The 13511-nt window shown below is 65.1% G+C and carries 11 protein-coding genes; 8 read left to right on the top strand and 3 right to left on the bottom strand.

Annotated elements, in window-relative coordinates:
• The first annotated feature begins 11 nt into the window (after positions 1 to 11).
• The 6 genes from BPSG_RS00135 (at position 12) to BPSG_RS00110 (ending at position 7044) form a co-directional block, all read left to right on the top strand.
• Positions 12 to 824, top strand: a complete 813-nt coding sequence (locus BPSG_RS00135; protein ID WP_051592095.1) for an NUDIX hydrolase — start codon at positions 12 to 14, stop codon at positions 822 to 824.
• Positions 825 to 856: 32 nt separating this feature from the next.
• Positions 857 to 2263: an MFS transporter gene (locus BPSG_RS00130; RefSeq protein ID WP_026644004.1), complete on the top strand. Its 1407-nt coding sequence runs from the start codon at positions 857 to 859 to the stop codon at positions 2261 to 2263.
• Positions 2264 to 2442: 179 nt separating this feature from the next.
• Positions 2443 to 4371 (top strand): translational GTPase TypA, encoded by a 1929-nt coding sequence (gene typA / locus BPSG_RS00125; RefSeq protein ID WP_026644005.1) that lies wholly within the window; start codon positions 2443 to 2445, stop codon positions 4369 to 4371.
• 137 nt (positions 4372 to 4508) lie between these two features.
• Complete coding sequence (locus BPSG_RS00120; protein WP_026644006.1) at positions 4509 to 4952, top strand: hypothetical protein; 444 nt, start codon at positions 4509 to 4511, stop codon at positions 4950 to 4952.
• Entirely contained in the window at positions 4949 to 5950 is a 1002-nt protein-coding gene (locus BPSG_RS00115; protein WP_026644007.1) for a prephenate dehydratase, read from the top strand. The genes BPSG_RS00120 and BPSG_RS00115 overlap by 4 nt, the downstream gene beginning before the upstream one ends.
• A gap of 53 nt (positions 5951 to 6003) precedes the next feature.
• Complete coding sequence (locus BPSG_RS00110; protein WP_236822981.1) at positions 6004 to 7044, top strand: prephenate dehydrogenase; 1041 nt, start codon at positions 6004 to 6006, stop codon at positions 7042 to 7044.
• Between the two features lie 12 nt (positions 7045 to 7056).
• Here the strand turns inward: BPSG_RS00110 and BPSG_RS00105 are convergent, their stop codons facing one another.
• Positions 7057 to 7305, bottom strand: coding sequence for a DUF6725 family protein (locus tag BPSG_RS00105; protein ID WP_026644009.1), 249 nt, complete (start codon positions 7303 to 7305; stop codon positions 7057 to 7059).
• Between the two features lie 90 nt (positions 7306 to 7395).
• Here BPSG_RS00105 and BPSG_RS00100 point away from each other — a divergent pair, with 90 nt between their 5' ends.
• The gene (locus BPSG_RS00100) at positions 7396 to 8553 is read left to right on the top strand and encodes a glycerate kinase (RefSeq protein ID WP_026644010.1); all 1158 of its coding nucleotides are present in this window, start codon (positions 7396 to 7398) and stop codon (positions 8551 to 8553) included.
• Positions 8554 to 8638: 85 nt separating this feature from the next.
• On the opposite strand, the gene BPSG_RS00095 is transcribed toward BPSG_RS00100, so the two are convergent.
• A complete protein-coding gene (locus BPSG_RS00095; RefSeq protein WP_026644011.1) occupies positions 8639 to 11473 on the bottom strand; it encodes an ABC transporter permease in 2835 nt (944 codons plus the stop codon).
• Positions 11474 to 11480: 7 nt separating this feature from the next.
• Positions 11481 to 12284 carry an ABC transporter ATP-binding protein gene (locus BPSG_RS00090; protein WP_026644012.1) on the bottom strand — a complete coding sequence of 268 codons (804 nt, stop codon included), beginning with the start codon at positions 12282 to 12284 and terminating at the stop codon, positions 11481 to 11483.
• Between the two features lie 228 nt (positions 12285 to 12512).
• On the opposite strand from BPSG_RS00090, the gene BPSG_RS00085 reads away from it, so the two are divergent.
• Complete coding sequence (locus BPSG_RS00085; RefSeq protein WP_026644013.1) at positions 12513 to 13463, top strand: tyrosine recombinase XerC; 951 nt, start codon at positions 12513 to 12515, stop codon at positions 13461 to 13463.
• The last annotated feature ends 48 nt before the right edge of the window (positions 13464 to 13511 follow it).

The raw sequence follows: 13511 nt of genomic DNA, 5'->3' as shown, positions 1-13511 counted from the left end.
GAGGAGCCATCATGAACCGGGGCAACGTCAGCGAACGGCGGCATGAGCCGCCGCAGGTGGGCGTGACCTCCGTCATCCTGGCGTTGGAACCCGCGCGCGAGCACGGGCGGCGGCGCCTCTGGTTGCCGCTCGTGCGCCGCGTGCGCGAGCCGTTCCTCGGCCAGTGGGCGCTCCCGGGAGGCCCGTTGCGCGCCGACCGGTCGCTCGAACAGTCGGCGTACGAGACGCTCGCCTCGACGACCGACCTGCGCCCGCGTTATCTGGAACAGCTCTATACCTTCGGTGACCCCGCGCGCTCGCACGGGGGAGTGCCGATGGTCTCGGTGTGTTACTGGGCGCTCGTGGGCCAGGCGGATGTGGCGCAGCTCGAACCGCGGCACAACGTGCAGTGGTTCGCCGACGACGACCTGCCGCCGCTCGCGTTCGACCACCGCGCGATCGTGGACTATGCGCTGTGGCGCCTGCGCCACCGCATGGACAGCCCGCGCGTGGTGCGCCAGCTCGTCGGCGAACCGTTCACGCTGCGCCAATTGCATGCGCTGACCGAGGCGATCCGCGGCGAGCGCGTCGACGTTGCTAACTACCGGCGCCGCATGCTCGCGTCCGGCTTGCTCGAAGAGACCGGGGGAGTGCTGCGCGAAGGGCGGCAACGCCCGGCCGCGCTCTACCGGTTCCGCCCGGGCGCGCTGGACGATGCGGGCGCTCCATGGCTCCCCGCAGGCTGCGAAGGCGAGCAGCTCGAGCATATGAACACGGCGCCAGAACGCGCCTCTGCGGATGATAATCCGCTCGGATCGCTGACCACCGCTCTGCTTCACGATTGACATTCACCCGCCGTTTCCCCTTGGAGGTTATGATGACGGCTGCCGAAATCACCGCCGGAGCCATTGCCGGCGCACCGGCCCCACGTATAGAACCGGAACCCGTTGACCGCGAAGGCGCCCCGCTCACGCGCAATGAGCGCCTGGACCGCCTGCCGTTCAACAAGGCGCACCGCCGCCTACTCGTCGCCTCTGGCGTGGGCTGGGCGTTCGACGCGATGGACGTGGGCCTCGTCTCGTTCGTGGTGACGGCGATCGCCGCCGACCCGCATTTCAACCTCAACGCCATGCAGAAGTCGTGGGTGCTCTCGATCGGCTTCATCGGCATGGCGATCGGCGCCGCGCTCGGCGGCTGGTTCGCCGACCGCTGGGGCCGCAAGACCGTCTTCACCGCCACGATGATCATCTTCGGCCTCGCCAATGGCGCGATGGCATTCTCGTGGACCCTCGGCATGCTGCTCGCCGCGCGCTTCGTAATCGGCTTGGGACTTGGCGCCGAACTGCCGGTGGCCTCCACGCTCGTCTCGGAGTTCTCGCCGACCAAACAGCGCGGCCGCATGACGGTGCTGCTCGAATCCTTCTGGGCCATCGGCTGGATCCTGGCCGCCATGATCGGTTATTTCGTGATCCCTACGACCGGTGACTGGGGTTGGCGTTGGGCGCTGCTGATCGGCGCACTGCCGTTGCTCTATGCGATCATCGTGCGCCGTGAACTGCCAGAATCGGTGCGGTTCCTCGAATCGCGCGGCGACGACGAGGGCGCCGAACGGTCGGTGTGCTACTTCGAGGCGGCCAGTGGCGTGCGTCCGGTGGCGAGCGCCAAGGCGGTCAAACTCCCCAAGATCCGCACGCGTGAACTGTTCGGCCGCAAATACCTGCCGATCACGTTGGCGATCTGGGCCACATGGTTCTTTGTGAACTTCTCGTATTATGGCGCGTTCACATGGATGCCGAGCCTGCTCGCCGACCAGTTCGGCTCTCTCACCAAGTCCTTCGGCTACACGCTGGCCATCTCGCTCGCACAGCTGCCCGGCTACTTCTTGGCGGCATGGCTCGTGGAGCGTTGGGGCAGGCGCACCACGCTGAGCGTGTTCCTTGCGGTGTCCGCCGTGGCGGCGTTCCTGTTCTCGCAGTCCTCCACAGTCACCGCCGTGCTGTGCTTCGGCATGCTGCTGTCCGCGTCGAACCTGGGCGCATGGGGCGTGCTGTACGCGGTCACGCCAGAGATCTACCCGACGCGTCTGCGTGGCGCGGCCGCCGGCGCCGCAGCCGCATGCGGGCGTGTCGCGGCGATTGTGGCACCGCTGCTCGTGCCGTGGTTCCTCACACTGTCGGGCGGCAACAAGTCGATCGCGTTCATCGTGTTCGCGGCGTCGTTCGTGTTCGCCTGTGTTGCGGCGCTGTTCCTGCCGGAACGCACGGGAGCGTCGCTCGACGACTGAGCGGACCCGCCTGTTCCCTTCTGAGCGTGCAGCCCTCCCGGTCGATGCGGGAGGGCTGCACGCAATCATCGTGTCAGCCTGTGCGCGTAGTATTGTGCCGGTTTGTGTACGAATGGTGAATGCCTATGTCATGCCACCGGTTACACGAGAACATCAATACTTTTTAGGAGAAAACAGCAATGGCGGTTCGCGGCGATATTCGTAATGTGGCAATTGTGGCTCACGTTGACCACGGCAAGACCACATTGGTCAACGCAATGCTTCAGCAGTCCCATGTGTTCAACGAGCGCGAGGAAGTGCCCGACCGCGTCATGGACTCGAACGACCTCGAGCGCGAGAAGGGCATCACGATCCTCGCGAAGAACACGGCCGTGGAATACACCGGCCCGCTCGCCGAGAAATACGGCCACCCGGAAGGCATCACGATCAACGTGATCGACACCCCGGGCCACGCCGACTTCGGCGGTGAAGTGGAACGCGGCATCTCGATGGTCGACGGCGTTGTGCTGCTCGTCGATGCATCCGAAGGCCCCCTGCCGCAGACCCGCTTCGTGCTGCGCAAGGCCCTTGAGGCCAAGCTCCCGGTCATCCTGTGCGTCAACAAGGTGGACCGCCCCGACGCGCGTATCGAGGAAGTAGTGGGCGAAGCCTCCGACCTGCTGCTCGGACTGGCCCAGGACGTGATCGAGGAAGGCGTGGACCTCGACCTCGATTCGCTGCTCGACCTGCCGGTCATCTACTGCGCCGCCAAGGTGGGCTACGCCTCCACGGACCAGCCCGCGAACGGCGAACTGCCCAACAACGACAACCTCGAGCCGCTGTTCGACGCGATCATCAAGAACATCCCGGCTCCGGAATACGACCCGGACGCCCCGCTGCAGGCGCATGTGGCGAACATCGACTCCTCCGACTTCCTGGGCCGCCTTGGCCTGGTGCGCATCTACAACGGCAACCTCGAAAAGGGCAAGACCTACGGGCTTTCCCGTGTGGATGGCTCGATCGAGAACTTCCGCGTCTCCGAGCTGTTGCGCACGCAGGGACTCGACCGCATTCCGGTGGATTCCGCTGGCCCCGGCGACATCGTGGCCGTGGCCGGTGTGAACGACATCATGATCGGCGAGACGATCGTCGACCCCAACGACCCGCGCCCGCTGCCGCTGATCCACGTGGACGACCCGGCCATCTCCATGACCTTCGGCACGAACGATTCCCCGCTCGCCGGCACCGAAGGCAAGGACCACAAGCTCACCGCCCGCATGATCAAGGACCGTCTGGACCGCGAACTGATCGGCAACGTCTCGATCAAGGTCATCCCGACCGACCGCCCGGACGCATGGGAAGTGCAGGGCCGCGGCGAACTCGCGCTCGCCGTGCTCGCCGAGCAGATGCGCCGCGAAGGCTACGAACTGACGGTCGGCCGCCCGCAGGTCGTGACGAAGACGATCGACGGCACGCTGTGCGAGCCGATGGAATCCACCACGATCGATGTGCCCGAGGAATACATGGGCACCGTCACGCAGCTCATGGCGGACCGCAAAGGCCGCATGGAATCGATGTCGAACCACGGCTCCGGCTGGGTGCGCCTGCAGTTCACCGTGCCGTCGCGCGGCCTGATCGGCTTCCGCACCGCGCTGCTCTCGGCGACGCGCGGCACCGGCATCTCGTCGTCGCTTTCCGCGGGCTATGCGCCGTGGGCCGGCCAGATCGTGACCCGCCAGAACGGCTCGATGGTCTCCGACCGCCAAGGCACTGCGACCCCGTACGCCATGCAGCGCCTGCAGGCGCGCGGCAACTTCTTCGTGGAGCCGCAGTCGCAGGTGTACGAAGGCCAGGTCGTGGGCGTCAACAACAAGCCCGAAGAGCTCGATGTGAACATCACGCTCGCCAAGCACATGACGAACATGCGTTCAGCGACCGCGGACGTGCTTGAGACGCTCACGCCGCCGATCAAGATGAGCCTCGAGGAGTCGCTCGACTTCGCGAACGAGGACGAGTGCGTGGAGGTCACGCCGGAATCGATCCGCATCCGCAAGATCATCCTCAACCGCGAGGATTGGTACAAGTGGCGCGCCAAGCAGCGCCGCGCCAACAACAACGCGACCAAGTAAGCGCCGAACCCCGCAAACAGGGTGACATGGGCGGGGTCCGCACAGTGGATTGTGCGGACCCCGCCCACGCATATTCGGGCACCTACGCCCGATGCGGCCCCGGGCGAAGTTGCGCGGTCGGCTTACACTGGGCAGATATGAGCAATCCACAGCAGCAGGACACGAGCCAACCGTGGTCGCATCGCCGCAGCGCACCGGTGCGCACCCTCATCACCGTCTTTTCGGCGCTGGGATCGGCCCTCGTCGCCACATTCTCCTCACGCATCGGCGCCGCGCACAACATGCCGATCGGTTTGGTGATCGCGTTCGCGTTGCTCGGCATGTCGGCGTGGTGCGCGCGCTCGCGCGGCGGCATCACCGGATTCGCCGTGCACATGCTGTGCTCCACATTGCTGATCTATATGATCGCCCAGGGTTGGCCCAACGGTGACGCGGTCATTGTGGGCTTCCACGATTCCACCCTGCCGTGGCTCAGCCTGTATTGCGGCGTGATCTGGCTGTACGGCTCGATTCTGCTGCAGGTGATCATGCTGTTCCTGCCAGCGCGCTGGTTCGTGATTCCGGGCAGGAAGCGCCAATGACCGACGTATATTATCTGGGCCCCGAAGGCACATTCACCCATCAGGCGGCGATCGCCGCGGCCGAAGGACTTGCAAGCCACGGCGAGCATGACGCACGGTTGCATGCGTGCGCCGACGTGCCGCAGATCCTGCGCCATGTGGCCACGGGCGAGGGGTTGGGCGTGATCGCCTGGGAAAACAATGTGGAAGGCTACGTGGTGCCGAATCTCGACATGATGATCGACGCCACTGACGTGGCCGCGTTCATGCGCGTCGGTGTGGATGTGACGTTCGACGCATTCGTGACCGCCGCGACCGCGCAGCACGCGCAGGATCGTGACCACATCCTCGAATCCTGCTCCGTCGTCACCGCCCACCCGCACGGTTTGGCGCAATGCCGCGCCTTCGCGGACCGCTATGGCCTGCGCGCTGTGCCCGCGTCGTCGAATGCCGCTGCCTGCCGCGACCTGCGCGAGGGCGAGGTGGGGCTCGGCCCGTCCATCTGCGGTGAACTCTATGGATTGGACCGCGTGGCCACGCACGTCGAGGACTTCGCCGGTGCCCGCACCGAATTCCTCGTCGTCGCGCCCCGCGCCCGCGTGCAACAGCTGCTCGCCGACGCACGGGAGCACGGTGTGCGCGAATTCGAATCGATCCTCACGTTCATTCCGCTCGCCACCGGCCCGGGCGTGCTCGCCGATCTGCTCGACGTGGTGCGTGACGCGGGACTCAACATGACGAGTTTCATCTCCAGACCAATCAAAGGGCATGATGGCACCTACAGTTTCATCGTGACCCTCGATGCGGCGCCGTGGGAACCGCGTTTCCGTGAAACGCTCATCGAGATAGCGGAGCACGGCGACTGGCTCAAGACACTCGCCGTCTACCCGCGCCAAGAACGCCCACATCCGCCCGTGGATGAATGGATGCTTCCACAAGGGGGCGTACGATGCAATGCAGGAACCTTGCAGGAGGCATGGCAAGGCGATGCGTCCATGAGAAAGGAACTGCTGTGGTAGAAGCACACACCCCTACACCACCGGCGGCAGCCCCGGTTGAAGTCACGTCCACATTGCCGGCGATCGCCGCAGACGGCATCGAATGCCCGCAGCATGTGGGCATCGTCGGCCTCGGGCTCATCGGTGGTTCGCTCGCGGTCCGTCTGCGTTCCGCGGGCTGCGCCGTCAGTGCATGGAACCACCGCGCGCACCCGTATGAGACTGCGGCGCGCATCGGCATCGAGTGCAAAGACACCCTCGAAGAACTCGTGGAGGCCCAGCCGGATGTGCTCGTGTTGTGCAATCCGCTTGTCGCGATGCCCAAGATCCTGCAGACGATCAAGCCGATCATCGACCCGGCGCGCACAACGCTCACCGACGTGGGGAGCGTGAAGGGCTTGGTGCGCGAGCAGGTGCACGCCGCAGGCATCACTGACTGCTATGTGGGCGCACACCCGATGACCGGCAATGAGCGTTCCGGTTGGACGGCCGCCAACCCGGGCATCTTCGACAATGCGCTGTGGGCCCTGACCTACGACGAGTACACCGAATACCGGCGCATCGTGCAGGTGGCTGGCCTGATCACGCGCGGCCTGCAGAATTCACTGATCGTCATCGACGACGAGACACACGACCGCGCCGCCTCGCTGATCTCGCATATGCCGCATGTCGTCTCGACGGCGCTGATCAATCAGATGACAGCCGACCCCGACCGCAACATCGCCGCTGAACTGTCGGCGGGATCATGGCGCGACATGACGCGTGTGGCGCTCACCGACCCGGACCGCACATGCGCGATGGTCGTGGAGAACAGCCAGAACGTGGAGGTCCTGCTGCGCCAGATGGCCAGCCGTCTCACCGAATTCGCCGACGCCCTGCGTGACGACGATGTGGCCGCCATCCACCGGTTCTTCACGGAAGGCCAGCCATACCGCGACTTCAAGCAGCGTTTGGCCAACCGCAACAGCGGGGAGACCGAGACGGTGTTCACCACGCTGCGCATCCACCCGGAGCATTGGCGCAGCGACTTCCTCGAATCGGCCAAGCGCGGTGAATACATTGTGCGTTTCACCTCGGGGCACCATGCGCTCGCCGAACGTCACTCCACCATCTGACCCCAGGGCGCCTCAACGGCGCCGCGGACGCTCGGGCACCGGCTTGAGAATCGCGATACTCGCGGCGTCGATGCTCACGTCCTGTGCAGGACGTGAGCCATTGGCGGCGGCGTCGCGCGTCATCTCGAGCGTCGTGCCGTCCCAAGCCCGCACATGGCCCACGACGTCGCGGTACTGCTGCCTGCCGGTATGCGGGTCGAGCCCGGCGTATGTGCGCACCACGATGCGCGCGCCTGCGGGAATGGTCTCGGGAAGTCGCATGGGTGTCTCCTTGGAATCAGGCGGCCTCTGCCGCAGCACCCCATCATACCGCCCATGCCATCAAGCCGGAATGCTGGCAGGGGGCGCGACATGAAAATCATCATCGCACCAGACTCCTTCAAGGGATGCATGAGCGCACGGCAGGCGGCTGAGGCAATGGAACACGGCGTGCACCATGTGCTGCCGGACGCTGAATGCGTGCTCGTGCCGATGGCCGATGGCGGCGAGGGCACCGTGCAATCGCTCGTGGATGCGACCGGCGGCACATTGCTCGAGGCGACGGTGACCGGGCCATTGGGCACGCCGGTGCACGCACAGTACGGCATGCTGGGCGATGGTTGCACGGCGGTCATCGAAATGGCCGCGGCCAGTGGCATCGGTTACGTGGACGAGACGACCCGCGACCCGCGCATCACAACCACCTACGGTGTGGGCGAGCTCATTCTCGATGCACTCGACCATGGTGTCACCGCATTCATCCTCGGCCTCGGCGGCTCGGCCACGAACGACGGGGGAACGGGCATGGCGCAGGCACTCGGTGCGCATCTGCTCGATGCCCAAGGCAATGAGCTGCCCTTCGGCGGCGCGGCGCTTGCCGGCCTTGCCACAATCGATGTTTCCGACCTTGACTCGCGGATCGCCACGGCCGACATCCGTTTGGCCTCCGACGTGACGAATCCACTGACCGGCCCACAGGGGGCGTCGTCGGTCTTCGGCCCCCAGAAAGGCGCCGATGCATCGATGGTGGCCGAACTCGATGCGGCATTGCACCATTACGCGTCGATTGTGGCGCGCGATCTTGGGCGTGACGTGGAGACCGTGCCGGGAGCTGGCGCCGCAGGAGGCCTTGGAGCTGGATTCCTCGCATTCACTGGCGCGCGGATGCAATCGGGTGTGTCGCTCGTGGTGGAGGCGACCGGACTCAAGACGCTGACGGCTGGTGCGGATTGGTGCTTCACCGGCGAAGGCGGCATCGACAGCCAGACGCAATACGGCAAAACGCCGATCGGTGTGGCCCGTGCGGTAAAAGAAGCCGCACCGCATTGCCCGGTCGTGGCGTTCGCCGGGAATGTGGGCAGTGGCGTCGAGGAGTTGTACAGCCAAGGCATCGACGCCGTGTTTGGCATCATGCCTGGCCCACAGAACCTGCGGCAGGCGCTCGCTTGCGGTGCGGAGAATCTGGAACGTTGCGCTGCGAACGTGACCCGGTTGATCGCCTGCACGAGGGGCATGACTTCGCGGGCCTAGGGAGACCAGACAACATCGAAGGAGGGTGCGCCCGTCACCATGGTGACGGGCGCACCCTCCTTCGATGTTGTGAAATCAGTTGCCGCTACTCGCTCGCGACGGCGTCAAGCACCGGCTGCTTGAGCGCGCGGCGCGCCGGCGAGATGCTCGCCACGAGGCCGACGAGGATCGCGACGATGAGGAACAGCACGAGCTGGTCCCATGGAATCGTCAACGTCGTCATGCCCTGTGACTCGTAGGCTGCTCGGATGACGACACCGGCCGCCACACCCACGACGATGCCGACGATGGTGCCGAACACCGAGAGGATGACCGCCTCGATTGCGAGCATGCCGCGCACCTGTCCGTTCGATGTGCCGATCGCGCGGAGCAGGCCGATCTCCTTGGTGCGTTCCGACACGTTGAGCGCCAGGGTGTTGACGATGCCGAAGATCGCGATGACGATCGACAGCGCGAGCAACGCGTAGATGATCGCGAGCATCGAATTGATCATCGAGCTCATCGACGACTTGAACTCGTCGCGAGTGAGGACCGAGACCGTATAGAACGGCTTCACGGTCTTCTTGAGGTCCTTGCCGAGCTGCTCGACGTTTGCACCGGGCTCCGCCTGCACGTACATCTGCGTGACCATCATCATGTCTTTGCTCGTGATCTTCTCCGCCGTCGGCACCGAGATGAAGATGCTGTCCGCATACAGCGAGTCGTCGATGATCGCGCCGATCCTGACCTGTTCCGTCTTCGTCTCGGTCTTCATCTTGACGAACTGCTTCGGATCGACGTTCTGCGCCTGCTTGACGACGTTCTCGGCCTCCTTCGCCTTGGACTGCGCTCCGGAGACGTCTCCGGAGGCGGCCAACTGCTGCGCTTCCTGCTGCAATGTCTTGGCCTGTGCCTCGGCCTGCTTCTGGTACGCTTCGGACGCCTGCTTCGTGGCTTCCTCGTCGACGGACGTGTTCTCCGATTCGAGGTCGATCACGTCGCCGACCTTCCAGTGCTCGTCGTCGGCGATTGTGCGTCCGACCGCGGCCTCGCCGTCGTCGATCGCCTTCGCGGCGTCGCCGTCCTGCTGTCCGACCGGGGCGAGTTCCGTGAGCAGGTCGGTCTTGATGGCGGCGGTCATGACGTCCTTTTCGGCGTTCGTCGCCTTCACCGTGGGCAGCATGTAGACGGCCGAGGAGGCGCCCACGCCCTTGGTGTCTTCGATCGCGTCGACGGCCTTCGTGGAGATCGGCTGCGTCATGCTCGCCGACATCGCCACATAATCGGCGTTCACATTGTTGTCGACGAGGTTGTTCACCGAGGTCTTCATCGACGACGCGACGACGCCGAGGCAGCTGACGATCGCGACACCGATGAACAGCGCGGCCGCCGTGTTCGCGGTACGCCGCTTCGCGCGCCCGATGTTGCGCGTCGCGAGCTTGCCGGTGACCGGGAACATCTTCGACGGAATCCAGCCGAGCACCTTCGCGGCCGGTGCGACGAACGCCGGCGCGCACACGATCGCGCCGATGACGACGAACGCCGCGCCGAGGCCGAGCGTCCAACCGGATCCAAGGTCCTTGAGCCACTGCCAATCCACGCGCTTGGCGGCGCCGAGATAGCACAGCACCCAGAAAGCCGCGCCGAGCGCAACCATCACGATGCCGATCCAGCCACGGGCCTTGACCGGCTTCTCCGGATTGACCGTCTCGTTCATCGCCTGGATCGGGGGAGCGGTCGCCGCGGTCTTCGCCGGCAGCGTCGCGCCGATGATCGTGACGACGACACCGACGATGACGCCGATGATGACGTCGGTCGCCGATGGTGCGGGCGAGCCAGACAACGGCATGCCACCGCTGCTCATGCCCTTGGCGATCGCTTCGAGCAGGCCCCAGCCGAGCAACACGCCGATGCCGGAGCCGACGATGCCGAGGATGACGGCCTGGATGAGCACGCTCGCGAACACCTGGGCCGGCGAGGCGCCGACCGAGCGCAGCAACGCGTAGCCGCGCATCGACTCGCGCACAATCATCGTGAACGTGTTCGCGATGATGAACGCGCCGACGAACAATGCGATCGCCGCGAAGATGAGGATGAGCGGCTGGATGAAGCCGAGCTGGTCCTGGATGCTCTTCGTCGCGTCGTCACGCACCGAGTCGCCGGTCACGGCGTGCGCGTCCGCGCTCTTCGGCAGTGCTTTGTTGATGCGGTCGGCGAGTTGCTGCTGGGCCTCCTCGTCGAGCGGCGTCGTCTTGCTGCCGTACACGCCGATGAACTGGATGCTCGAGGTGTCCTCTCCCTCCTCCTGCAGCACATGCTGGACGAAACTCGGGCGGGCGAGAATGAGGATTGCGCCGAGCTGTGTCGACGGCGAAGTGAAGACACCGGAGACGGTCATCTCACGTGCCTCGCCGTCCACGATGAGTTTCGCCGTGTCGCCGGTCTTGAGCCCGGCCTTGTCGGCCGTGTCTTCAAGCAGCGCGATCTCATCGTCCGTCTGCGGGTATTCGCCCGAGACGAAATGCGCCGAACGCCATGGGTCGTCCTGATCGACGCCGATGACGAGCGTCGGTGCGCCGACCGTCGTCAGCGCGTCGCCGTTGTGGTCGAGCAGCACGGCGTTGCCCAGCTGCATCGTCGCATCGGCGCTCGTGACGCCGTCGACATTCTCAATGTCGGGGATGATGCTTGTGCTGATCTCGGTGTATGTGCTGTTGTAGCTGGTGACACTGCCACCCGGCTCCTGCTTCTCCTCCGTCGCGCCGCGCACATAGACGTCGGCGTCCGAATTCGATCCCATCATCTGCGCGACCTGGTCGTTGAGCATCTCGCGGAAGCAGAACGAGCCGACGACGAACGCGACGCCGAGTGCGATCGCGATGATCGACATGATGAAGCGGCGGAAATGCGCCTTGGTATCCCTTAATCCGATACGGAACATCGTTGGCTCAGGCCTCCTTGGCGTCTGCGGATTCGACCGAGACCGGCCCGTTGTCCGGGTCGTCATGCTCGGCGAAGACGGCGAGGATGTCGTCATACGTCGGGTGGTCCATGTCCTGCGTGATCGAACCGTCGGCGAGCACGAGCACACGGTCGGCGAAGCTCGCCGCGCGCGGGTCGTGCGTGACCATGACGATCGACTGGCCGTAGTCGCGCACGGATGTGCGCAGGAACTCGAGCACTTCGCGGCTCGAACGCGAATCGAGGTTGCCGGTCGGTTCGTCGGCGAAGATGACCGACGGGCGTTCCATCAGGGCGCGTGCGCACGCGACGCGCTGCTGCTGGCCGCCCGAAAGCTGGCTGGGGCGGTGGTCGAGGCGGTTCTCGAGCCCCACGACGCCCACGACTTTCCTGAACCATTCGCGGTCGACCGGGCGGTGCGCGATCTGCAATGGCAGCAGGATGTTCTCTTCGGCCGTCAGTGTGGGCACGAGGTTGAAGGACTGGAAGATGAAGCCGATTTCCTTGCGGCGCAGTTGGGTGAGCTGCTTCTGGTTCATCGACGAGACTTCGAGGTCCTCGACGAACACTTGGCCGCTCGACGGCACGTCGAGGCCCGCCATGCAGTGCATCAGCGTCGATTTGCCGGAGCCGGACGGACCCATGATCGCGGTGAGTTCGCCGCGGCGGAAGTCGACACTTACGTGGTTGAGTGCCGTCACTTGGCTGTCGGTGTCTCCGTAGGTCTTGACCAGATCGACCGCTTTCGCCACGATGGGGCTGGTTGCGTTGGCGCCCGTGCGCTTGCTCATGAGTTTCCTTTCTGCTGTGGTCTCATGTTCGTTGCGATGATATATCGAAAAACGATAAAAACATATTGAGAAACAATAAATATTTCGCCATGTGGATATGCCGGTGGAAAACCGGCGTGAAGATGGCATGTATGCGGACATGCCAGGAACCCCTGCTGTTACTCGCTGCGCACAAGCCTACATGATGCTGCGGCTATCATGGGATTGTGTTCGGTATGTGGAGGTGTCATGGACAGTGATGAGCGCGGCGTGGGGCCGGTGATTGACGCGTTCATCACATATCTGCGTGCCAACGAGGGGTTGAGTGAACACACATGCCGGTCGTACCGTTCCGACGCCGAACAGTGCATGGACGTGCTCGGCATACGCACGCAGGCCCAACTCGAGGCGGTGCAGTTGGACGACCTGCGCGTATGGATGGCGAACGAACTGCAGCAGGTGAGCAAAACAAGCCTGGCGCGCAAGACGATCGCGGTGCGCCGGCTGTTCGCGTGGTGCTTCGCCCACGGTGTGACGCACCATGACCCGGCGGCCGCGCTCAAGACGCCGAAACTCGGCAAGACGCTGCCGGCGGTGCTCAACGAGAAGCAGGCGCAGGAGCTCATGGAATCGGCCGATGCCGCCTGTAAGCCGCAAGATGGGGCATCGCGCGGTGAGGTGTCGCCGCATGCCCGCGCAATCGAACTGCGCGATTGCGCGATGCTCGAGCTGCTGTATGCCACCGGCATTCGCGTGGCCGAGCTTGTGGGGCTCGACATGCGTTCGGTCAACCACGCGGACCGCACCATAACCGTGACGGGCAAAGGCGACAAGCAGCGTGTCGTGCCGTTTGGCGCGCCCGCGCAACGCGCGCTTGACGCGTGGCTGCGCGACGGGCGCGCGGTGCTCGCGGCTGGCGATGCCGGCGACGCGCTGTTCCTCGGCGCGCGGGGCGCGCGCATCGACCAGCGTGTGGTCCGCGCTGTCGTGCACCGCGAGGCGGCGCGCGCCGGTGTGCCCGACATCTCGCCGCACGCGCTGCGGCACAGCGCGGCGACGCATATGCTCGACGGGGGAGCGGACCTGCGCGAGGTGCAGGAGATGCTGGGGCATTCCTCGCTGCAGACGACGCAGCGCTACACGCATGTGTCGATCGAGCAGCTCAAATCGCGCTACAGGCAGGCGTTTCCGCGCGCCTGACAGCCGGTCCGGCGGATGCCGGTGGGCGCCGAACCGGAAAGACGGAAT

Source organism: Bifidobacterium pseudolongum subsp. globosum (assembly GCF_000741295.1).
Classification (GTDB): domain Bacteria; phylum Actinomycetota; class Actinomycetes; order Actinomycetales; family Bifidobacteriaceae; genus Bifidobacterium; species Bifidobacterium globosum.
This window is presented reverse-complemented; position numbering and strand designations above follow the sequence as displayed.